Origin of the sequence: Burkholderia sp. JP2-270, assembly GCF_003233675.1 — a bacterium.
GTDB lineage: Bacteria > Pseudomonadota > Gammaproteobacteria > Burkholderiales > Burkholderiaceae > Burkholderia > Burkholderia pyrrocinia_C.
In genome coordinates this window covers 139,973-161,278 of record NZ_CP029824.1, presented here as the reverse complement: position 1 = coordinate 161,278, position 21,306 = coordinate 139,973, and the positions used below count along the sequence as shown (strand labels likewise).

The 21,306-nt window shown below is 66.8% G+C and carries 17 protein-coding genes and 1 other RNA gene; 11 read left to right on the top strand and 7 right to left on the bottom strand.

The annotated features are described in order from the left end of the window. Position 1 precedes the first annotated feature (1 nt). Positions 2 to 505 (top strand): gluconokinase, encoded by a 504-nt coding sequence (locus tag DM992_RS00690; protein ID WP_111015309.1) that lies wholly within the window; start codon positions 2 to 4, stop codon positions 503 to 505. Positions 506 to 578: 73 nt separating this feature from the next. On the opposite strand, the gene DM992_RS00685 is transcribed toward DM992_RS00690, so the two are convergent. Then, positions 579 to 1,226, bottom strand: coding sequence for a TetR/AcrR family transcriptional regulator C-terminal domain-containing protein (locus tag DM992_RS00685; RefSeq protein WP_111015308.1), 648 nt, complete (start codon positions 1,224 to 1,226; stop codon positions 579 to 581). Between the two features lie 275 nt (positions 1,227 to 1,501). Here DM992_RS00685 and DM992_RS00680 point away from each other — a divergent pair, with 275 nt between their 5' ends. After that, positions 1,502 to 2,923, top strand: a complete 1,422-nt coding sequence (locus DM992_RS00680) for an FAD-dependent oxidoreductase (protein WP_111015307.1) — start codon at positions 1,502 to 1,504, stop codon at positions 2,921 to 2,923. Between the two features lie 71 nt (positions 2,924 to 2,994). Here DM992_RS00680 and purB read toward each other — a convergent pair whose 3' ends face one another. Further along, positions 2,995 to 4,383: an adenylosuccinate lyase gene (gene purB, locus DM992_RS00675; protein WP_047899802.1), complete on the bottom strand. Its 1,389-nt coding sequence runs from the start codon at positions 4,381 to 4,383 to the stop codon at positions 2,995 to 2,997. A 231-nt stretch (positions 4,384 to 4,614) separates the two neighbouring features. Between purB and DM992_RS00670 the strand changes: the two genes are divergently transcribed. From DM992_RS00670 to DM992_RS00645, 6 genes are all read left to right on the top strand, one after another. Next, on the top strand, positions 4,615 to 5,568 hold the full coding sequence (locus tag DM992_RS00670; protein WP_111017754.1) for a LysR substrate-binding domain-containing protein: 954 nt from the start codon (positions 4,615 to 4,617) through the stop codon (positions 5,566 to 5,568). Between the two features lie 284 nt (positions 5,569 to 5,852). Next, a complete protein-coding gene (locus DM992_RS00665; protein ID WP_034182728.1) occupies positions 5,853 to 7,139 on the top strand; it encodes a Glu/Leu/Phe/Val dehydrogenase in 1,287 nt (428 codons plus the stop codon). Between the two features lie 229 nt (positions 7,140 to 7,368). Continuing rightward, positions 7,369 to 8,262 carry a glutamate/aspartate ABC transporter substrate-binding protein gene (locus tag DM992_RS00660; RefSeq protein WP_047901132.1) on the top strand — a complete coding sequence of 298 codons (894 nt, stop codon included), beginning with the start codon at positions 7,369 to 7,371 and terminating at the stop codon, positions 8,260 to 8,262. Positions 8,263 to 8,346: 84 nt separating this feature from the next. After that, positions 8,347 to 9,087 (top strand): amino acid ABC transporter permease, encoded by a 741-nt coding sequence (locus DM992_RS00655; protein WP_111015305.1) that lies wholly within the window; start codon positions 8,347 to 8,349, stop codon positions 9,085 to 9,087. Next, on the top strand, positions 9,087 to 9,764 hold the full coding sequence (gene gltK, locus DM992_RS00650; RefSeq protein WP_111015304.1) for a glutamate/aspartate ABC transporter permease GltK: 678 nt from the start codon (positions 9,087 to 9,089) through the stop codon (positions 9,762 to 9,764). The genes DM992_RS00655 and gltK overlap by 1 nt, the downstream gene beginning before the upstream one ends. Beyond that, positions 9,761 to 10,486, top strand: coding sequence for an amino acid ABC transporter ATP-binding protein (locus DM992_RS00645; RefSeq protein WP_111015303.1), 726 nt, complete (start codon positions 9,761 to 9,763; stop codon positions 10,484 to 10,486). Before gltK ends, DM992_RS00645 begins: the two co-directional genes overlap by 4 nt. A gap of 81 nt (positions 10,487 to 10,567) precedes the next feature. On the opposite strand, the gene DM992_RS00640 is transcribed toward DM992_RS00645, so the two are convergent. From DM992_RS00640 to DM992_RS00635, 3 genes are all read right to left on the bottom strand, one after another. Next, a complete protein-coding gene (locus DM992_RS00640) occupies positions 10,568 to 15,823 on the bottom strand; it encodes an autotransporter outer membrane beta-barrel domain-containing protein (RefSeq protein WP_111015302.1) in 5,256 nt (1,751 codons plus the stop codon). A gap of 149 nt (positions 15,824 to 15,972) precedes the next feature. After that, on the bottom strand, positions 15,973 to 16,380 hold the full coding sequence (locus tag DM992_RS41435; protein WP_162631565.1) for a hypothetical protein: 408 nt from the start codon (positions 16,378 to 16,380) through the stop codon (positions 15,973 to 15,975). 71 nt (positions 16,381 to 16,451) lie between these two features. Continuing rightward, on the bottom strand, positions 16,452 to 17,363 hold the full coding sequence (locus DM992_RS00635) for a class II glutamine amidotransferase (RefSeq protein ID WP_111015301.1): 912 nt from the start codon (positions 17,361 to 17,363) through the stop codon (positions 16,452 to 16,454). Positions 17,364 to 17,568: 205 nt separating this feature from the next. Between DM992_RS00635 and pyrC the strand changes: the two genes are divergently transcribed. The 3 genes from pyrC to rnpB all read left to right on the top strand — a co-directional run bounded on the left by pyrC (position 17,569) and on the right by rnpB (position 19,956). Further along, a complete protein-coding gene (pyrC, locus tag DM992_RS00630; protein WP_111015300.1) occupies positions 17,569 to 18,633 on the top strand; it encodes a dihydroorotase in 1,065 nt (354 codons plus the stop codon). Continuing rightward, positions 18,630 to 19,532, top strand: coding sequence for a DUF3025 domain-containing protein (locus tag DM992_RS00625; protein ID WP_111015299.1), 903 nt, complete (start codon positions 18,630 to 18,632; stop codon positions 19,530 to 19,532). Before pyrC ends, DM992_RS00625 begins: the two co-directional genes overlap by 4 nt. A 12-nt stretch (positions 19,533 to 19,544) precedes the next feature. Beyond that, positions 19,545 to 19,956: RNase P RNA component class A (rnpB, locus tag DM992_RS00620), an RNA gene on the top strand. A 70-nt stretch (positions 19,957 to 20,026) separates the two neighbouring features. On the opposite strand, the gene DM992_RS00615 is transcribed toward rnpB, so the two are convergent. Further along, positions 20,027 to 20,449, bottom strand: coding sequence for an OsmC family protein (locus DM992_RS00615; RefSeq protein WP_034182736.1), 423 nt, complete (start codon positions 20,447 to 20,449; stop codon positions 20,027 to 20,029). 473 nt (positions 20,450 to 20,922) lie between these two features. Continuing rightward, positions 20,923 to 21,228 carry a DUF1090 family protein gene (locus DM992_RS00610; RefSeq protein ID WP_111015298.1) on the bottom strand — a complete coding sequence of 102 codons (306 nt, stop codon included), beginning with the start codon at positions 21,226 to 21,228 and terminating at the stop codon, positions 20,923 to 20,925. Between the last annotated feature and the right edge of the window lie 78 nt (positions 21,229 to 21,306).

Genomic DNA, 21,306 nt, shown 5'->3' with positions numbered 1-21,306 from the left:
AATGATTCTGATCGCAATGGGCGTGTCGGGCGCGGGCAAGTCGCGAATCGGCGAAATGCTGGCGGAACGCCTGTCGTGCAGCTATACCGACGGCGACGCGTTTCACAGCGCGGCGAACAAGGAAAAGATGCACAACGGCATTCCGCTGACCGACGACGACCGCTGGCCGTGGCTGCGCTCGATCCGCGAGTCCATCGAGGAAAAGCAGCGCGCGGGCGAGACGGCCGTGTTCACGTGCTCGTCGCTGAAGCGTTCGTACCGCGACGTGCTGCGCGGCACCGACACCGACGTGCGGTTCGTGTATCTGCAGGGTTCGTTCGACGTATTGCGCGAGCGCCTGAAGACCCGCACCGGCCATTTCTTCGATCCGTCGCTGCTGAAGAGCCAGCTCGACACGCTCGAGGAGCCGGGCCCGGACGAAGCGATCGTGGTCAGCATCGAGCTGACGCCCGAACAGATCGTCGATCAGGTGATGGTGAAGATCGGCCTCGCGCAGCAGCACTGAGCGCGGTTCGCCGCAATCGTGATGAAAAAGGCGCCCTTCGGGGCGCCTTTTTCATTGGCGGCGCGCCAGCCGGTCAGGTTGCGTGCGCGCGCTTCGCGATGCCGTCGAGCAGCACGTCGAGCATCGTGTCGTGCACGATCTCCGGATCGAGCTGCGCATAGAGCGGGGCGGCCGACCTGACGAGCGGATGCTCGGTGTCCGACAGCGCGTTCATTTCCTCCAGCTCGACGTCGTTCGCGGGCCGCGTGAGACCGCCGGCCTCGGCGGCGGCGAGCCCGATCACGCTCGCATACCAGCCGACGCACACCGACGGCAGCGCCGCGCGCGGGATGCCGGCGTCGACCAGCGCGCGGTGCACGGCCTCGATGTGCGCGAGGTCGGCCGGCCCCGTGCTCATGTGGCGCTGCAGCAGCGCGAACGCGGCAGGGTGGCGCAGCGCGAGCGCGCGGTACTGGCGCGCGAGATCGCGCAGCCGCTCGCGCCACGGCTGCGCATCGTCGACCGGCACGAGCGAGCGCGACAGCGCGTTCGCGATCGCGCGGCTCAGGCCGTCCTTCGACTTGAAGTGATACAGCACGCTCATCGGGTCGCAGCCGACCGACTGCGCGAGCTTGCGGACGCTGAACGCGGCTTCGCCGACGTCTTCGAGCAGCGCGAGCGCGGCCGCGACGATCGCGTCCTTGTCGAGGCCGCGCGGGCCCTGGGCGGGTTTGTCTTTCATCGATGCGGGCTGGCGGCCGGAGCGGATCCGGCTGTAAACTTGACGAAAGTTTATTCTACACTGTAGAATTATTTCTGCGGTGTAGAAATTGGGTGTCCCGGCACTTTTCAATGCGTGCTTTCGCACGATCCGGGACCCAGGCGGCACGAACGTGTCCGCCGTCAACACGGGCCATCGCGCCCTTTATCTCGTTGACACCCAAGTGGAACCGGCTGCCCCACCCGCGAAGCCAGAAGGCTCTTCGACAGGCGGCCCAAGACCATGCAAGTGCAATCATGACTTCCAATCACCAACCCCTGATCCAGGGCGAATCGCGTTTCGAGCAAACGCAACTGAACATCGAAAAAGACAACTGGAACTGGTGCAACCCGGCCCGCTACGCCGGCGAGCGCCCGGCCAACTGGTACGAGGCGTCGCTGTCGCGCCACGCGAACGGCGCGCCGCTCGCGCACGACGTCGTGTGCGACGTGCTCGTGATCGGTGCGGGCCTGCTCGGCGCGTCGGCCGCGCTGCATCTCGCGGAAGCGGGCGTCGACACGATCCTCGTCGACAAGCATCACGTCGGCTCGGCCGCATCGGGCCGCAATGGCGGGCAGCTGACGCCCGGCCTCGCGCGCTGGGAAGCGGCCGACATGATCGACCACCTGTCGCACGACGATGCGAAGCGGCTGTGGCGCTTCGCGTCGACCGAATCGATGGACCTGATCGATGCGATCGGCGCGCGTTACGCGCTCGATCTCGACCGCAAGCGCGGCCACGTCACGGCGGCCGTCCACCCCGGCCACATGAGCGCGCTGCTCGACGGTGCGGATGCGCGCCGTCATCTCGGCGACGCGGGCGTGACGCTCGTCGGCCGCCATCAACTGCACGACGAATACGTGCGCTCGGGGCTGTACCACGGCGCGGCGATCGACGCGATCGGCGGGCAGATCCATCCGCTCGCGCTCGTGCGCGGCCTCGTGCACGGCTTCCGGCTGAACGGCGGTGCGTTGTTCGAGGGCACCGAGGTGCTCGAGCTCGACGAGACGCCTGCGGGCGTCGTCGCGACGACGCCGGGCGGCACGATCACCGCGCGCCGCGGCGTCGTGCTCGCGCTGCACAACACGACGTTCCGGCTGCTCGACGACGGTGCGGCGACGACCGTGCCGTTCTTCACGTACGTGAGCGTGACGGCGCCGCTCGACGTCGATGTCGCGACGCTGATGCCGGCCGGCATGCCCGTGTACGACACGCAGTTCCAGATCGACTACTACCGGCCGGTGCGCGGCAACCGGCTGCTGTTCGGCGGGCAGGGCACCGGCAGCTGCTGGGCGCAGCCCGACGTCAACGCGTATCTGCTGACGCGGCTGAACACGGTGTTTCCGCAGGCTGACGGCAGCTTCGCGCTCGACTACTGCTGGAGCGGCGTCAGCGACTTCACGCTGAACGGCGCCACCGACAGCCGCAAGACCGACGGCCGCGTGCCGATGTACATGGTGCAGGGCTGGAGCGGCCACGGCGTCGCGCAGACGGTGCGGATCGGCAAGGCGATCTGCGACGATTTCGTCGGCCGCAACGACGATTTCTCGATGCTGACCGGCATCGACCATCGCGAGATTCCGCTCGGCCGGCAGTTGTCGCCGATCGCGATTCCGGCTGCGAAGGCGGCGATGAGCGTGATGAGCGCGCTCAACCCGGGCCGGATGATTTCGTTCTGAGCGTCTGGAAAGGAAAAAGCCCGATGCGATTGCTCGCATCGGGCTTTTGTTCGTCCGGCGACGGCGGGCGCTTACGCGATCCGCTTCGCGAGTTCGACGGCCTTGCCGATGTACGACGCGGGCGTCATCGCGAGCAGGCGGTCCTTCGCGTCCTGCGGGATCGCGAGCGTGCCGACGAACTGCTGCAGCGCTTCGCGCGTGATGCCCTTGCCGCGCGTCAGTTCCTTCAGCTGCTCGTACGGATTCTCGATGCCGTAGCGGCGCATCACCGTCTGCACCGGCTCGGCGAGCACTTCCCAGCAGTTGTCGAGATCTTCGTTCAGGCGCTGCGGGTTCACCTCGAGCTTGTCGAGGCCGCGGATCAGCGAGTCGTACGCGAGCAGCGAGTAGCCGAGCGCGACGCCCATGTTGCGCAGCACCGTCGAGTCGGTCAGGTCGCGCTGCCAGCGCGACACCGGCAGCTTGTCGGCGAGGTGGCGCAGCGTCGCGTTCGCGAGGCCGAGGTTGCCTTCCGAGTTTTCGAAGTCGATCGGGTTGACCTTGTGCGGCATCGTCGACGAGCCGATTTCGCCGGCCTTCGTCTTCTGCTTGAAGTAGCCGACCGAGATGTAGCCCCACACGTCGCGGTCGAGGTCGAGCAGGATCGTGTTCGCACGTGCGACCGCGTCGAACAGCTCGGCCATGTAGTCGTGCGGCTCGATCTGGATCGTGTACGGGTTGAACGTGAGCTTCAGGCGGTTTTCGATCACGTCGCGCGAGAACGCTTCCCAGTCGAATTCCGGATACGCGGACAGGTGTGCGTTGAAGTTGCCGACCGCGCCGTTCATCTTGCCGAGGATCTCGACCTTCTCGATGCGTGCGATCGCACGCGCGAGACGCGCGGCGACGTTCGCGAGTTCCTTGCCGAGCGTCGTCGGGCTGGCCGGCTGGCCGTGCGTGCGCGACAGCATCGGCTGTTCGGCATGCGCGTGCGCGAGCGCGACGAGGCGCTGGTAGACCGTGCGCAGCGCCGGCACGATCACGTGTTCGCGCGCGCCGGCGAGCATCATCCCGTGCGACGTGTTGTTGATGTCCTCGGACGTGCACGCGAAGTGGATGAATTCGCTGGCCTTCTCGAGTTCGGCCTGGCCCTTCACCGATTCCTTCAGCCAGTATTCGACGGCCTTCACGTCGTGGTTCGTCACGCGCTCGATTTCCTTGATGCGCGCGGCGTCGTGCGCGGTGAAGCGCTCGGCGAGCTGCAGCAGGAACTGCTCGGATGCGTCGGAGAAGCGCGGGACTTCCGCGAAGCCGGCGCGCGACAGCGCGATCAGCCAGTGCACCTCGACGGTGACGCGGTGGCGCATGAAGGCGGCTTCGGAGAGCCAGTCGCGCAGCGCTTCGGTCTTGCTGGCGTAGCGGCCGTCGATGGGCGAGAGCGCGGTGAGGGCGAAAAGCGTATCGGGACGAGTGTCGGACATGATCGGGCGGGCCTTGGGGCCGGGTCGAGCGAGGGGAGGGAGAATCCGGTATTTTACCATCGGCGCGGGACGATCCCGGTCGCGCGCGGCCGGCAGGCGCTGCCGCGTGCCAATGCCGTGCCGGAGCGGGTGCGCAGCGGGCCGCCGGGCCGCGCGCGCCGCCGCCGGCCGGGCCCGCCCGCCGGTAGAATGCAGGCTTCTTCCCGACCGCCGCCCGCCGCGCCCGCCTGCATGGAACTGAAATGGCTCGAAGACTTCGTTTCGCTCGCGGAAACGCGCAGCTTTAGCCGGTCCGCCGAACTGCGGCACGTATCGCAGCCGGCGTTTTCGCGGCGCATCCAGGCGCTCGAAGCGTGGCTCGCGACCGAACTGATCGACCGTTCGGTCTATCCGACGCGGCTCACGCAGGCCGGGCAGATCTTCTACGAGCAGGCGCTGACGATGCTGTCGCAGGCGCACGAGGCGAGGACGCTGTTGCGCGGCCACGTCGGCGCGCCGGTGCCGACGATCGAGTTCGCGGTGCCGCACACGCTGTCGCTCACGTATTTCCCGCGCTGGCTGCAGCGGATCGAGGCGAAGATGGGCCAGGTCCACACGCGGCTGCGCGCGCTGAACGTGCACGATGCGGTGCTGTCGCTGGTCGAGGGCGGCTGCGATCTCGTGATGGGCTACCACCACCCGAGCCATCCGGTCGCGCTCGACCCGGCGCGCTACGACATGCTGATCCTCGGCAGCGAGCCGATCAGCCCGTTCTCGGCGCCAGGCCGCGCGGGCCGGCCGCGCTATACGCTGCCCGGCACGGCCGACGCGCGCGTGCCGTACCTGTCGTATACGCCGAACGCGTATCTCGGCCGGATGACGGAAGTCATCGTCGCGAACGCGCCGACGCGGCTGTTCCTCGATCGCGTCTACGAAACCGACATGGCCGAAGGGCTGAAGGCGATGGCGCTCGCGGGGCACGGCGTCGCGTTCCTGCCGCACAGCGCGGTCGAGGACGCGGTCGCGAGCGGCCGGCTGATCCGGCTCGACCGTGCGGCGCGCGGCGGTGCGCATCCGTTCACGCTGACGATGGAGATCCGGCTGTATTGCGACAAGCTCGCGCTGCAGGGCGACGATCCGCGGCAGAAGCTCGTGCGCGCGCTGTGGGAGGTCGTGCGCGACGAACTGCGCGAGACCGCCGGTTAGCAACTGGCTAGCAATCGGCGATTGCGCACGATCGACCGCGACCGGCTGACGGCGAGCTTGCCGCGCCTGTCGGACGGCTGTCCGGCGGCCGGCCCGCGCACGGGCAACGCGATTGTTCACAGACGCGATGCACGGCCGATCGCGTGCGTTCTTGCGCAAATCGACCGCGGATTTGCGAAAAATCGCGATCATGCAAGAAACGCATAATCGAATAAGCAAACGGCATTGGATAAAAAAAACGGGTTTTTCGACAATGTGCGCACCTGTTGACCGTTGGAGCATCCATGTCTTCGCAATTGCAGTCCATCCCGTCCTACCTGCACGCCGACGATCTCGGCCCGTGGGGCAACTATCTTCAGCAAGTCGATCGCGTCGCGCCGTACCTCGGCTCGCTGTCGCGCTGGCTCGAAACGCTGAAGCGCCCGAAGCGCATCCTGATCGTCGATGTGCCCATCGAGCTCGACAACGGTACCGTCGCGCACTTCGAGGGCTATCGCGTGCAGCACAACGTGTCGCGCGGCCCGGGCAAGGGCGGCGTGCGCTACCACCAGGACGTGACGCTGTCGGAAGTGATGGCGCTGTCCGCATGGATGTCGGTGAAGAACGCAGCCGTGAACGTGCCGTACGGCGGTGCGAAGGGCGGCATCCGCGTCGACCCGCGCAAGCTGTCGCGCGGTGAGCTCGAGCGCGTAACGCGCCGCTACACCAGCGAAATCGGCATCATCATCGGCCCGAACACCGACATTCCGGCGCCGGACGTCAACACCAACGAACAGGTGATGGCGTGGATGATGGACACCTTCTCGATGAACCAGGGCCAGACGTCGACCGGCGTCGTGACCGGCAAGCCGATCGCGCTCGGCGGTTCGCTCGGCCGCAAGGAAGCGACGGGCCGCGGCGTGTTCGTCGTCGGCTGCGAAGCGGCGAAGAAGAAGGGCCTCGAGATCGAAGGCGCGCGCATCGCGGTGCAGGGTTTCGGCAACGTCGGCGGCATCGCGGCGAAGCTGTTCCAGGAGGCGGGCGCGAAGGTGATCGCGGTGCAGGATCACACGGGCACGATCTACCGGCCGGCCGGCCTCGATTCGAACAAGCTGCTCGACCACGTCGCACGCACGGGCGGCGTCGCGGGCTTCGAAGGCGCGGAGCCGATGCCGAACGACGAGTTCTGGACGGTCGAAACCGACATCCTGATCCCGGCGGCACTGGAAAACCAGATCACCGAGAAGAACGCAGCGAAGATCCGCACGAAGATCGTCGTCGAAGGCGCGAACGGCCCGACGACGACGGCGGCGGACGACATCCTGAGCGCGAACGGCGTGCTCGTGATCCCCGACGTGATCGCGAATGCGGGCGGCGTGACCGTGTCGTACTTCGAGTGGGTGCAGGATTTCTCGAGCTTCTTCTGGACGGAAGACGAGATCAACCACCGCCTCGAGCGCGTGATGCGCGAAGCGTTCGCCGGCGTGTGGGCGGTCGCGGAAGAGCACAAGGTGACGGTGCGTACGGCGGCGTTCATCGTCGCGTGCACGCGCATCCTGATGGCGCGCGAAATGCGCGGCCTCTACCCCTGATCATTGACTATGATCCAGCCATGACGCAATCCACCCGGTTGCGTGCATGACCCCTCGCGGGCGGTGCCGAATCCGGTGCCGCCCGCGCGCGCATTGGGGCGCGCAAAGGGGGCCCGGAGCCGGGAGGAAGGCGCCGGACAGCGCGATTCGTAGTGCGGTAAACAACCAGTACTTTCAAAAATATTACTTTGATACACTGGCGCGGGTTTTAGCCAAGGAGATGACCAAAATGAAATACCACAAGGCAGTCCTGATGGTCGCGGCGCTCTGCGCGTTCGCAAGCGGCGCGCATGCTCAGGAGACGGGCACGCTGAAGAAGATCAAGGACACGGGCGTGATCGCGCTGGGCCACCGCGAATCGTCGATCCCTTTCTCCTACTACGACCAGAGCCAGCAGGTAGTCGGCTATTCGCGCGAATTCCAGCTGAAGGTGGTCGACGCGGTGAAGAAGAAGCTGAACCTGCCGAACCTGCAGGTGAAGAACATCCCGGTCACGTCGCAGAACCGCATTCCGCTGGTGCAGAACGGCACGGTCGACATCGAGTGCGGCTCGACGACCAACAATACCGAGCGTCAGCAGCAAGCTGCGTTCTCCGACACGATCTTCGTGATCGGCACGCGCCTGATGACGAAGAAGGATTCGGGCGTCAAGGATTTCGCGGACCTGAAGGGCAAGACGGTCGTGACCACCGCCGGCACGACGTCGGAGCGCCTGCTGCGCAAGATGAACAACGACAAGCAGCTCGGCATGAACATCATCAGCGCGAAGGATCACGGCGACTCGTTCAACACGCTGGAATCGGGCCGCGCGGTTGCGTTCATGATGGATGACGCATTGCTCGCGGGCGAGCGCGCGAAGGCGAAGCAGCCGGGCGAGTGGGTGATCGTCGGCACGCCGCAATCGGAAGAAGCGTACGGCTGCATGATGCGCAAGGGCGACGCGGACTTCAAGAAGGTCGTCGACGACGCGATCTCGCAAGTCGAGAAGTCGGGCGAAGCTGCGAAGATCTACGCGAAGTGGTTCGAGAACCCGATCCCGCCGAAGGGGCTGAACCTGAACTTCCCGCTGTCCGATTCGATGAAGAAGCTGTACGCGAACCCGAACGACAAGGCACTCGACTGACCGCGCGGCCGTTGATGCAGAAATGACGCTAATGAGACGGAAGAGGCCACGCTTCTTCCGTTTCTTTTTGCTGGAGTCTTGCCCATGTCTTACCACTGGAACTGGGGCATCTTCCTGAGCCCCGTGTCGACCGGCGAGCCGACGACTTATTTCGGATGGCTGATGTCCGGCTTCCGGGTGACGATCGAAGTGTCGCTCGCCGCCTGGGTCATCGCGCTGATCGTCGGTTCGCTGTTCGGCGTGCTGCGCACGGTGCCGAACAAATGGCTGTCCGCGATCGGTACCGCGTACGTGTCGATCTTCCGGAACATTCCGCTGATCGTGCAGTTCTTCGTCTGGTATCTCGTGATACCGGAACTGCTGCCCGCATCGATCGGCACCTGGATCAAGCAGTTGCCGCCCGGCACGCAGTTCTTTACCGCGTCGATCGTCTGTCTCGGCCTGTTCACGGGCGCGCGCGTGTGCGAACAGGTGCGCTCGGGGATCAACGCGCTGCCGAAGGGCCAGCGCGCCGCCGGCCTCGCGATGGGCTTCACGCAATGGCAGACGTATCGCTACGTGCTGCTGCCCGTTGCGTACCGGATCATCGTGCCGCCGCTCACGTCGGAATTCCTGAACATCTTCAAGAACTCCGCCGTCGCGTCGACGATCGGCCTGCTCGACCTGTCCGCGCAGGCGCGCCAGCTCGTCGACTACACCGCGCAGACCTATGAGTCGTTCATCGCGGTCACGCTCGCGTACGTGCTGATCAACCTCGTCGTGATGGCGCTCATGCGCTGGATCGAAGGCCGTACGCGGCTGCCCGGCTATATCGGAGGCAAGTGATGCATCAGTTCGACTGGAGTAGTATTCCCGGCGCGCTGCCGACGCTGTGGACGGGTGCGATCGTCACGCTGCAGATCACGCTGATCGCGATCGTCATCGGGATCGTGTGGGGCACGCTGCTGGCGCTGATGCGGCTGTCGGGCGTCAAGCCGCTCGCGTGGTTCGCGCAGGGCTACGTGACGGTGTTCCGCTCGATCCCGCTCGTGATGGTGCTGCTGTGGTTCTTCCTGATCGTGCCGCAGCTGCTGCAGGGCGTGCTCGGGTTGTCGCCGACGATCGACATCCGCCTCGCGTCGGCGATGGTCGCGTTCTCGCTGTTCGAAGCCGCGTATTATTCCGAGATCATCCGCGCCGGCATCCAGTCGGTGCCGCGCGGGCAGGTGAACGCCGCGTTCGCGCTCGGCATGAACTACTCGCACGCAATGCGCCTCGTGATCCTGCCGCAGGCGTTCCGCGCGATGGTGCCGCTGCTGCTCACGCAGGCGATCGTCCTGTTCCAGGATACGTCGCTCGTATACGTGATCAGTCTCGCGGACTTCTTCCGCACGGCCGCCAACGTCGGCGATCGCGACGGCACGACCGTCGAGATGGTCCTGTTCGCCGGCGCATGCTATTTCGTGATTTGCTCGTTGGCGTCTGTTCTCGTCAAGAGTCTCCAGAAAAAGGTCACACGATGATTTCCATCAAGAACGTTTCCAAGTGGTACGGCCAGTTTCAGGTTCTCACCGACTGCACGACCGAGGTCAAGAAAGGCGAAGTGGTCGTCGTGTGCGGCCCGTCGGGTTCCGGCAAGTCGACGCTGATCAAGACCGTCAACGGCCTCGAGCCGTTCCAGCAGGGCGAGATCCTCGTGAACGGCCAGTCGGTCGGCGACAAGAAGACGAACCTGTCGAAGCTGCGCTCGAAGGTCGGGATGGTGTTCCAGCATTTCGAGCTGTTCCCGCACCTGTCGATCACCGAGAACCTGACGCTCGCGCAGATCAAGGTGCTCGGCCGCGGCAAGGACGAAGCGACTGACAAGGGCATGAAGCTGCTCGATCGCGTCGGCCTGAAGGCGCACGCGCACAAGTATCCGGGCCAGCTGTCGGGCGGCCAGCAGCAGCGTGTCGCGATCGCGCGCGCGCTGTCGATGGACCCGATCGCGATGCTGTTCGACGAACCGACGTCCGCGCTCGATCCCGAGATGATCAACGAAGTGCTCGACGTGATGGTCGAACTCGCGCAGGAAGGGATGACGATGATGGTCGTCACGCACGAGATGGGCTTCGCGAAGAAGGTCGCGCATCGCGTGATCTTCATGGACAAGGGCGCGATCGTCGAGGACGACCGCAAGGACGATTTCTTCTCGAATCCGAAATCGGAACGCGCGAAGGACTTCCTCGCGAAAATCCTGCACTGAGCGCTCGCGCACTGCGTGCGCTTCGTGCGCGCCAATGCGAAACCGCCCGGCCGAGCGCCGGGCGTTTTTTTTCGTCCGCCGCTACCAGCTATACCGGTAGCCGACCTGCCCGACGATCCCGCGCCGGTACGCGCCGCCGATGTTGCGCGCGATCTTCGCGTTCGCGTACAGCTCGCCCGACTTGCCGAAGCCTGCGGTCACGCCGACGCCGAGCTCGTACCACGTGCGGCCGAGATGCGTCGCGAACGGCGTGCCGCCGACGACGGTCTGGCCCGGCGACAGGAAGTCGTGCAGCACGTCGGCCGTGAAGTACGGCGTCGCGGCGCCGCCGCCCGAGCCCGCCTCGAGGTTCGGCCGGAAGATGCGCACGCCGACGCGGCCGCGCAGCGCATGCGTCGTCGTGCCCGACACGGCCGACACGTTGTCGTTGAACCCGTTGAGCTTCAGGTACTGGTACATCAGTTGCGCCTGCGGCTCGATCGCGACCGGCGTGCCGCCGATGCCGAACGGCTTGCCGACCTCCTGCGACAGCGCGATGCCGAAGCCGTTCTGCGACGCCTCGTTGCCGTAGCTGTCGCGATAGCGGTTGCCGTAGTGCGTGACCTGCCCGACGCTGTCGAAGTACGTGCCGTCGGACAGGTAGCGCGTCCAGTAGCCGCCGACGCTCTGCGCATGCATCTCGACCGAGCCCGTCGACGTCGACAGGTTCGGCGAGTCGGCGCGCGCCATGTCGCTGAAGCCCGCGTTCGACACGCCGATGCCGGCCGTCACGCCCGCATGCGTGCTGCTGCCGCCGGGCGCCTCGTTGAGCGTCCAGTCCTTGCCGAACTGCGCGAAGAACGTGCGCTCGTCCGCCGTGAAGCGGCCCGCGTCCGCATCGAGGCTCTGGCCGCCGATGCGCCCCCACACGCCATCGCGGTTGCCGGGCTGCTGCTTGCCGAGGTTGTAGATGTCGCCGACGCGCTCGTGCAGCTTGCCGAGCGTCGAGAAGCCGTAGTCGGCGTTCAGCAGCGGCGTCAGCGCGTAGCCGGCGACGCCCGGACGATACGCGAGCGTGCCGCCGCTGCCATTTCCGTTGCCGCCGCCGGACGGGTGGATCGTCGGGTCGCCGGGGTCCGTCGGATCGAGCTGCGAGCGCAGGTACCAGCCGTTCGCGTCGCCCTGGCCGCTGCGATAGAGCCTGTATTCGTATGCGCCGGCCTGTACCGGGCCCGCGAGATGGAACGCCGACGCGGTGGTCGTGCCGCCGTTGGCCGTGACGACCACGGGGATCCCGTCGCCGGTCGTCTGCGCGCCGGTGCCGGCCGTGTTGGCGATCTTCAGGCCGGTCGTGCCGCTCGCGGTGCCGCCGTTCACGATCAGCCGGTCGGTCGGCGATGCATCGGCGCCGAGATACGTGTTGAGCGCGATCGTGCCGCCGTTGCCGACGTAGCTGCCGGTCGTCAGCGTCTTGTAGCTGCCCGTGAGCGTCGGCGAGCCGGCCGGCGCGGCGAACGCGACGAGGCCCGCGTTGTTCAGGCTGCTCAGCACCGAGCTGCCCGTCATGCGCCACGTGCTCGTGCCGTCGATCGTCAGCGCGACCGGGTCGATCATGCCGCTTAGCGTCGTGCCGTTCGCGAGGAACACGTTGCCGGTGCTCGACGCGTCGGAGACGATGTCGCCGGCGAGGTTCACCGCCGATGCGTTGAACGTCACGTTGCTGCCGTTCGTGAGGTTCAGCAGCGTGCCGTTGCCGGCCGTCACGACCGTGCCGTTGCGCACTGCGATGTCGGCCGTGCCGCCGCGCGCGGCGAATGCCGGCCCGGCGGCGGACGTCACGCTGCCGCCGTCGACGAGCACCGAGCTCGTCGAGCCGTTCGCGAGCGTGTCGGATGTCAGCACGCCGGCCGTCGCGCCCTTGAGCGTCGTGCCGGTCAACGCGAGCATGCCGCCGCTGTCCGCGGTCGCGCCGTTGCCGGCCGCGCTGGCGATCGCCGAACCCGTATCGCCGATGCGGCCGCCGATGCGCGCGACGACGCCGTCGGCCGCGACACCCGATGCGGTGATTTTCGCGCCCGACAACAGCGCCGTCGCACCGCCGTCCATGACGATCGCATGCGCGCCGGCGCCCGTCGTCGCAACGGTCGTGCCGTTGACCGCGAGCGTCGAATCCGCGCCCGATACGAACAGGCCGCGCGCGTGGGTGCCGGCGGTGCGGACGACCGTTGCCGCATCGGTCGCGATGCGCGCACCCGCGCCCGTCGATGCGACGCCGTCGGCGCCGTTGCCGGTAGTCGCGACCTGCGTACCGGACAACGCGATCGCCGTGTTCGTGCCGAGGTTGTGGATCCCGCTTCCCGAGCCGCCGGCCGCGATCGACGTCGCACCGGCCGCGAGTCCGCCGCTCGATACGGTCGAGTCGATCAGCACGCCGTCGGCGCTGCCGTACGCGACGACGGTGCCCGCGCCCGACAGCGCGACCGATGCGCCGGCACCCGTCAGGCGCACGCCTGCAATGCCGTCGTCGGCTTCGATCGAACCCGTATTGGCGAGCGTTGCCGACGCACCCTTCACGAGCGCGCCGGTGCCGTCGGCGACGCGGATCGTCGACGCGTTGTGCACCGTGCCGAGCGTGCCGGCCACGACGCCCGTCGAACCGGCGCCCGTCAGCAGCACCGTGTCGCGGTTCTCGAGCGTGCCGAGGTTTTGCGCGACGAAGCCCGTCACGCCGGCGGTCGACGACGCGACGGCGGCATCGTTGATCAGCGTCGTCGCGACCGGCGCGCCGGCATTCGCGCCGGCGAGGTCGTGCGCCTGGCCGTCGACGACGCCCGCGATCGCACCGGTCGCGTTCAGGTTGAGCGTCGCGCCCGCATCGATCGTGCCTTGCGCGCCGCCTTCGACCGTGATCGCGATGCCGTTCGCGCCGTTGACGTTGTAGATCGCGTTGCCCGTCGACAGCGTGGTGCCGGCGTCGGTCGCGAGCACGCCGTGCGCACGCTGGCCGTTGACGTCGGTCGTGACGGTGCCGGCCGCCGACGTGCCCGTGTAGGCCGCGCCGCCCGCGACGCGGAACAGCGTCGAGTCGTCGGTGTCGACGCTGAGGTGCCGCGCGGCGACGTTGATCTTCGAGCCCGCGCCATACGCGTAGAAGCCGATCTGGTTCGTGCCCGACATGAAGGCCGGCACCGCGTTGGCGCCGACGTCGATCGTCGCGCCCGAGCGCGCATGCACGCCGATCGCGCCGGTGCCCGTCAGGTTGAGCGCGCCGTCGAGCGTGGCCTTCGCGAGCGGCCCCTCGGCCCAGACGCCGTAGTTGCGCGCACCCGATGCCTGATCGAGGCCGCCGGCCACGTTGATCGTGCCGGTCGACGTCACGACCGTCGCTTTCGTGCCGGTCCCGACGACCATGATGCCGATGCCGTTCACGCCGTTCAGCGTGATCGTGCCCGTGTTGGTCACGGTCGCGGCGCTATCGGCCGCAAGCATGCCGACGTTCGCGAGCGGCGTGCCGGGCGCCGCGCCGTTGACGACGATCGAGCCCGAGTTGGTCAGCGTGCCGGACGACGAGCCGACGCTCGCCAGCGCGGCGCCGTTCTGCGTCTGCGAGCCGATCACGATCGTGCCGAGGTTGCTCGCGGTGCCCGATGCGCCGAGCAGGATGCCGTACGCGTGCGCGGACAGCGCGACGTCGTTCGCGGCCTCCGGCGACGCGGCGTCGTACTTGGCCGCGCGGCCGAGGTAGATCGTGCCGCCGGCTTCGTTCGTGAAGCTGCCGCCGGCGACGAGGCCGCCGATCACCTGGCTGTCGAGCGTCGTCGCGTTCACGCCGACGTTGATCGTACCGGCGTTCGACCCGCTCGCGCCGTCCGTCGCGGCCACCGCGTAGTTCTGCAGGTCGGGGCGGTTGCCGACGAGGTTCCACGCGCCGACGTTCATCACGCCGTTGTTGACGAACGTCGTGCCCGCGCCATTCGCGTATACGCCGTTTCCTTCCGTGTACGCGTTGAAGCCGAAATTACCCGGCTGCGTGCTGCCGCCCGTGCCGAAGTTGTCGCCGGACGCGTACCCGGACGAGATCGCGCCGTTGTTGACGCCGCTCGCGCCGGTCAGCAGGCGCACGAGCGTGAAGTCGCCCGACAGGCGGCCGTCGTTGACGAAGTGCGCACCGTTTTCAGCGAGGACCGCCGAGCTGGAGTCGATCGTATCGGTGCCGCGGAAGTCGATCTGGCCGTCCTTGCCGATGTGCAGCGTCGCATTCGCGCCGGTGCCGTGCATCACCGACAGGTGATCGATCGGCAGCGTGTTCTTGTCGCCCGCGGATACGTTGTTCGCGTACTGGAAGGTCTGCTGCGAGAACGTGACGGCCTGGCCGAACGCGCTGTCGTAGGCCGCTTGCGAGCCGAGCGCGCCGCTTTGCACCGAGCGCACGAGAAAGTTGTTGTAGGCGGCAAGCGAAGCGGCATCAGTGACGCTCCAGGCGCTGCCGTCGAACGCGGTGAACTTGCCCGCGTAGGCCGGCACGTCGAGCTGGATGCTGCCGACCGGGCCGCCGCTCGCGAGATAGTCGCCGGTGCCGAGCCAGATCTGGTTGCGCGAATTCCAGTTGACGACGCTTTTCGCCGAGCCCGTGCCGTCCGCGAACGTCAGGTCGGTCTGCTTCGGCGCGATCGAGATCGCGTTGCCGGCCGCGTCGGGTGCGTTCGCCGGATTGCCGATCGACACGTTCAGCGTGCCGCCGGAGGTGTCGACGGTGCCGATCCGCGTGTTGACGTACTGGTTGCCGTTCACGTCATGGTAGACGGGCACGTTGGTCGAGCCGGCCGTCGACGCGGAAAACGCGGACGAGTCGTAGGTGGCGACCGACGTCCGGGTGTCCGTGATCAAATCGGGCGTGCTGATGCTCTGCGTCTTGCCGCCGAGCGACAGCAGCGGCTGGTTCGGGTTGCCCGAGACGAGGGTCGCGTTGCCGATCGGCGTGAGGGTGTAGCCGGGGTCGCCGCCGACGCTGGTCCATGCACCCGTCACGCCGACCGTGTCGCCGCCCGACACGGTGGTTGCGCCGGCCAGGTTGTCGTTGACGGTCGGGCTGAAACTGCCGAGCGCGCAGGTGCCGCCGCTCGCGACGGCCGTGCCGCTGCCGCAGGTCGATGCGTACGCGGAGCCGGCCGACAGCGCGGCCAGCGCGGCGCCGAGCGCGGCGACGCGAAGCGGCGACCGGCGTGTTGCCGTGGGTGCAGCGCCGCGGCTTGCACCGGATTCGCCGCCCGAACGCTTGCCGCGCGCCCGTGCCGTTTCCGCAACCGCGACCCAGCAGCCGGCGGTTTCGCTCCATATCGATCGAAATGAGTGATTCACGACAAGCCCCTCTCTCTTTTTTTGAAGTGGTATTCACCGCGGTGCAGTGAAATCGCAATCCGCGGTGGAGTAATGGCCTGAATGGACGTGCAGCGGCCGTGGCCGTTTCTGCGCCAATCGTGATTCGTTACACCGAGGATGGGAGGAGTCTAATGACCGGAAGGGTGGTCGATTATCAAAAAAATAACGAATGTGGCAACAATGCCGATTTCATTCGATATTTTTTGATTGTGTGATGAATCGAACTGAAAGCCTTTGTGGATAAGGGTTCGGGTGATTTTGTCAGTGTGGGTGCGTGATTGCCGGATCGGTGGGGTGGCGCACGGTTCGCATCGGGGTGTTGCGTTAAAATGCGGGTTCCGGATTATATCTGTTGCAGATTGCCGGGTTTGTTTATTTCGGATTTGAGTTATTTTCGCTTGGAAATTAATAAAATCAAGCGAATGTTGTGTGGCGTTGATTCGATATGCCGTAATGTAGTCCGGATGAAACGAAACCGGCACGCGCAGGCGATTTTCCCCGGCGGTGAAAGCCGTGCGCACGAAATCGCCCGCCACGCCCGAACGTTGCGGACGACGGTCTTGCCGAGCGGGAATTGGAAAGCGGGAAGGGCGCCGGTGCGCGGCGCTCAGAAGTCGATCGCGTCGTCGGAATCGCCGTCGGCGGCGGTTGCGAGCGCTTCGCGTGCTTCGCGCGGTGCCGAGGCCGACGCGTCGAGCGCCGGATTGCGCAGCTTCTCGAGCACGCGTTCGGGCACCGGGATCTGCATCCGCGCGGCGACGTCGCCGCACTGGAACATGATCAGCTCGCCCGGCTCGAACGCGGTCCAGACCTCGTTGTCGGTGAGCGGCTGCGTCGCGATCACCGCGACGCGATCCTCGGGCGTCGTGTATTTCGCAAAGTCGATCGACAGGTCTTCGTCGACGAGATGCGCGGTCGAGAACGGCCAGCGCCGCACCAGGTAGTGCAGCCGCGTCGAGCAGTGCGCGAAGAGCGCCTGGCCGTTCGACATCAGGAAGTTGAACACGCCGTGATCGGTGATGCCGCGCGTGAGCTCGCCGACGCGCTCGAACAGTTCGGGCAGCGGCGGCTGCGCGCCGGGAAATGCCTCGCGCAGCCCCTGCATCAGCACGCAGAACGCCTGTTCGCTATCGGTCGTGCCGACCGGGTGGTAGACGCTGCCGTCCATGTTCGGCGCGTAGTCCTGCAGATCGCCGTTATGCGCGAAGATCCAGTGCCGGCCCCACAGCTCGCGCATGAACGGATGGCTGTTCTCGAGCAGGATGTGCCCTTGCGTTGCCTTGCGGATGTGCGCGATCGTGTTCTTGGACTTGATCGGGTAGCGCTTCACCATCTCGGCGATCGGCGAGGTGGCCGATGCCTGGTGATCGATGAACAGGCGGCAGGCCTTGTCTTCGAAGAACGCGATGCCCCAGCCGTCGGCATGGTGATCGGTGAGCCCGCCCCGGGCCGCGAAACCTGTGAAGGAGAATGTGACGTCCGTCGGCGCGGCGCAGTTCATTCCTAGGAGTTGGCACATTTTACGTGGGGCGGCAGGCTGAAGCGGGGGGTAACGAACCGGGCGAACCCCGGTACAATGCGGCTTCTAGCATATCACCGAGCCCTGAGCGGTAAAAAGCGGATTCCGCTGGCCAAAGGCCTCGTGTTGCGGTTTGCCGTCAGTCGGCCCGCGCACGCGTGTTCCGGCCCCGCTGATGGCCAGTCCGTTCCTCACGACGCCTCCTATGACTGCCTCGAACGCTTCTTCCCCGGCGACGCTTTCGCTCGCCCGTCCCGACGACTGGCACCTGCACCTGCGAGACGGCGACATGCTGGCCGCCGTGCTGCCGCACACCGCACGCCAGTTCGGCCGCGCAATCGTCATGCCGAACCTGAAGCCGCCGGTGACGACCACCGCACAGGCGCAGGCCTATCGCGAGCGCATCCTCGCCGCGCTGCCGGCCGGGATGACGTTCGAGCCGCTGATGACGCTGTACCTGACCGACAACACGCCGCCCGACGAAATTCGCCGCGCGCGCGAAAGCGGCTTCGTGCACGGCGTGAAGCTGTATCCGGCAGGAGCTACGACGAACTCCGACCACGGCGTCACCGATCTCGCGAAATGCGCGAAGACGCTCGAGGCGATGCAGGAAACGGGCATGCCGCTGCTCGTGCACGGCGAGGTGACCGATGCGTCGATCGACCTGTTCGACCGCGAGAAGGTTTTCATCGACCGTGTGATGACGCCGCTGCGCCGCGATTTCCCGGGCCTGAAGGTCGTGTTCGAGCACATCACGACGAAGGACGCGGCCGACTACGTGCGCGACGCCGATGCGGCGCCCGGCCTGCTCGGCGCGACGATCACCGCGCATCACCTGCTGTACAACCGCAACGCGCTGTTCGTCGGCGGGATTCGCCCGCATTACTACTGCCTGCCCGTGCTGAAGCGCGAGACGCATCGCGTCGCGCTGGTCGAGGCCGCGACGTCGGGCAACCCGCGTTTCTTCCTCGGTACCGACAGCGCGCCGCATGCGCGCGGCGCGAAGGAAACCGCGTGCGGCTGCGCAGGCTGCTATACGGCGCTGCACGCGCTCGAACTGTATGCGGAAGCGTTCGACCACGCCGGCGCGCTCGACAAGCTGGAAGGCTTTGCGAGCTTCTTCGGCGCCGATTTCTACGGGCTGCCGCGCAGCGCCGAGACGGTCACGCTGCGCCGCGAGGCATGGGAACTGCCGCGCGAGATCTTCGCGGGCGACACGCCGGTCGTGCCGCTGCGCGGCGGCGAGACGATCGGCTGGAAACTCGCGTGACCGGCGCGCCGCCGCGCGAAGCCGGCCACGCGGCCGGCAGCGGGGCGGCGGATTTCGCGCGGATCGACTGGTCCGCGCCGTGGCTTGCGCAGTACGTGGAGCCCGGCCGCGCCGCGCAGGCGGCCGCACGGGCGGGCGACGCCGCGCTGCTCGACGCGCTGAACGGTGCGCTCAACGGTGCGCTCAACGGCACGAACCGCGATGGCGGGCGCATCAGCGGTCGCGGCAGGCCGCTGCGGTTCGTGCCGCAGGCCGAACTGCCGCCCGGTGTCGCGTACGAGACCCATATCGCCGACACCGGCGGCGTGCCGACCCGCCACAATCTTCACGATTTCTTCAATGCGCTCGTCTGGTTCGCGTATCCGCGTATCAAGGCCGCGTTGAACGCGCGCCAGGCCGCCGCGATCGACGCGGCGGGCGGCGTCGGGCCCGTGCGCGGCACGCTGCGCGATGCGCTCACGCTGTTCGACGAGAATGCCGCGCTGTTCGTGACGGCCGACCGCGCGCTCGCCGATGCGCTGCGCGGCTTCGACTGGCCGCGGCTGCTGGTCGCCGCGCGCGATGCGTGGGGCACGGGCTGCGAAGCGCGGCTCGTCGGCCATGCGCTGCTCGAGAAGCTCGTCGCGCCTTACAAGTCCTGCACCGCGCACACGTGGATCGTCGAAGTGAGCGCGGACTATTTTTCGTGGTCCGACGCGCAGCGCAATGCGCATGTCGATGCGCGCGTCGCCGCCGAACTCGCGACGGGCGAGTTGACGAGTCGCGATTTCTCGCCGCTTCCGGTGCTCGGCGTACCGGGCTGGTGCGACGCGAATGCCGACGCCGCGTTCTACGACGATCCGGCCGTATTTCGCAGCGGCCGCCGTACGCGCGCAGCCGGCGGTGGCGCGCAGTGCTAGAATGCGCGTCGCAAAGCAGGCCAGGCAGTCGCGGCCTCGCCGCCTTCGGGCGCGCGGGGGCGAGGAAAGTCCGGACTCCACAGGGCAGGGTGATGGCTAACGGCCATCCGTGGCGACACGCGGAACAGGGCAACAGAAAGCAAACCGCCGATGGCCCGGCGCAAGCCGGGATCAGGTAAGGGTGAAACGGTGCGGTAAGAGCGCACCGCGGCGACGGCGACGTTCGCCGGCACGGTAACCTCCACCCGGAGCAATTCCAAGTAGGCAGGCGCGCATCTTCGGATGCAGGACGGGGCCCCCGTCTCGTCTGCGGGTAGGAAGCTTGAGCGCGTCAGCAATGGCGCGCCTAGAGGAATGGCTGCCACGCGCTGTGCGCTTCGGCGCGCAGCGTGCACAGAATCCGGCTTATCGGCCTGCTTTGCCGTTCGAATGCGAAAGGGCCGGCGTCTCCTTGCGGAGCGCCGGCCCTTTTTTCATGCACGCGCGCCGTGCGTTCAGGCGGCGACGATGTCGAACGAATGCGTGAGTTCGGCCGTCTTCGCGATCATGATCGACGCGGAGCAGTACTTGTCGTGCGACAGGTTGATCGCGCGTTCGACCGTGGCCGGGTTCAGGTTGCGGCCGGTGACGGTGAAGTGGAAGTGCACCTTCGTGAACACCTTCGGGTCTTCGCTCGCGCGTTCGGCCTTCAGCGTGACCGAGCAGCCGGTAACTTCCTGGCGGCTCTTCTTCAGGATCAGCACGACGTCATAGGCCGTGCAGCCGCCGGTGCCGAGCAGCACCATTTCCATCGGGCGCGGCGCGAGGTTGTGACCGCCGCCTTCGGGCGCGCCGTCCATCGTGACGAGATGCCCGCTTCCGGTCTGGGCGGAAAACGCCATGCCGTCCTGACCCATCCAGCTTACTTTGCATTCCATGCCTGCACTCCAGCGTTGCCTGATTCGGATTCGATCCGGCATTGTAGCCCGCGGCGCTGCGGTCGGCTGATGCGGTGCACGACGTGCGGCACCGAAGCCGCGCGTACAGCGCGCAACAGCGTGCCGAACGGCAATTTCCCTGCTGGCTTTAGGGGTTTTACTCTAGTCGGGGGCCATTCTTGCTCGCCCTGGTCGAGGTCAGGCATTTGATTTTAAAGGGGAAATTGATTTTTTTCGATCGATCTCCGGAAATTTCGCATTGTGGTGTTTGATTTCGCAATGCAAATTTTCTTGTGAAGCCGGCGGCACGTTCGTATAATGAGCATCATTGGTTGTCGCGCTGCGGCAACCTCCGAATGTCTCCTCCACCCTCCTCCTATGGTGGATTAAGCCCGAACCAGCCGTTCGGGCTTTTTTTCGTCCCATGCAAACATCGGCGCGCGGCTTGCGCGCCCCGGCATCCGTTACATTCGTTAGGCAGGCTGCCGTGCGGCCGGTTGCGATGTCGCGTCGGGCAGCGTGCCGCGCAAGCGTGCGTCGGGTGCCGGCGCGTGCACGGCCGACGCATGGCCGTGGCCGCGTGCGCAGAAGTGGCGGACGCGTTCGCGCACCGCACGCAGGCGGGCGACGCGATCCTCGGCATGGGCGGTCCGGGCTTCGGCAATGCGCGCATCGAGCGCGTCGAGCTTGGCTTCGCAGCCGGCCTGGGCGGCGACGGCAGGCGCTGCGGCGGCCAGCAGCGCGGCCGCGAAGAAGGGCGTAAGTCGTTGTTTCATCATGCTTGTTTGTTGTTTTCCGTATTCGGCCGGTCTGGCGCGGCAAGGTCATGTGCCGCGCGTCGATGGGTGCCTCCCCGG

What these genes read in the sequence shown, in the direction of transcription:
- DM992_RS00635 (WP_111015301.1), bottom strand. Translation starts at nt 17,363, where the DNA reads ATGTGCCAACTCCTAGGAATGAACTGCGCCGCGCCGACGGACGTCACA.
- purB (WP_047899802.1), bottom strand. Translation starts at nt 4,383, where the DNA reads ATGTCCGACACTCGTCCCGATACGCTTTTCGCCCTCACCGCGCTCTCG.
- DM992_RS00680 (WP_111015307.1), top strand. Translation starts at nt 1,502, where the DNA reads ATGACTTCCAATCACCAACCCCTGATCCAGGGCGAATCGCGTTTCGAG.
- pyrC (WP_111015300.1), top strand. Translation starts at nt 17,569, where the DNA reads ATGACTGCCTCGAACGCTTCTTCCCCGGCGACGCTTTCGCTCGCCCGT.
- DM992_RS00690 (WP_111015309.1), top strand. Translation starts at nt 2, where the DNA reads ATGATTCTGATCGCAATGGGCGTGTCGGGCGCGGGCAAGTCGCGAATC.
- DM992_RS00615 (WP_034182736.1), bottom strand. Translation starts at nt 20,449, where the DNA reads ATGGAATGCAAAGTAAGCTGGATGGGTCAGGACGGCATGGCGTTTTCC.
- DM992_RS00670 (WP_111017754.1), top strand. Translation starts at nt 4,615, where the DNA reads ATGGAACTGAAATGGCTCGAAGACTTCGTTTCGCTCGCGGAAACGCGC.
- DM992_RS00655 (WP_111015305.1), top strand. Translation starts at nt 8,347, where the DNA reads ATGTCTTACCACTGGAACTGGGGCATCTTCCTGAGCCCCGTGTCGACC.
- DM992_RS00610 (WP_111015298.1), bottom strand. Translation starts at nt 21,228, where the DNA reads ATGATGAAACAACGACTTACGCCCTTCTTCGCGGCCGCGCTGCTGGCC.
- gltK (WP_111015304.1), top strand. Translation starts at nt 9,087, where the DNA reads ATGCATCAGTTCGACTGGAGTAGTATTCCCGGCGCGCTGCCGACGCTG.
- DM992_RS00685 (WP_111015308.1), bottom strand. Translation starts at nt 1,226, where the DNA reads ATGAAAGACAAACCCGCCCAGGGCCCGCGCGGCCTCGACAAGGACGCG.
- DM992_RS00645 (WP_111015303.1), top strand. Translation starts at nt 9,761, where the DNA reads ATGATTTCCATCAAGAACGTTTCCAAGTGGTACGGCCAGTTTCAGGTT.
- DM992_RS00665 (WP_034182728.1), top strand. Translation starts at nt 5,853, where the DNA reads ATGTCTTCGCAATTGCAGTCCATCCCGTCCTACCTGCACGCCGACGAT.
- DM992_RS00660 (WP_047901132.1), top strand. Translation starts at nt 7,369, where the DNA reads ATGAAATACCACAAGGCAGTCCTGATGGTCGCGGCGCTCTGCGCGTTC.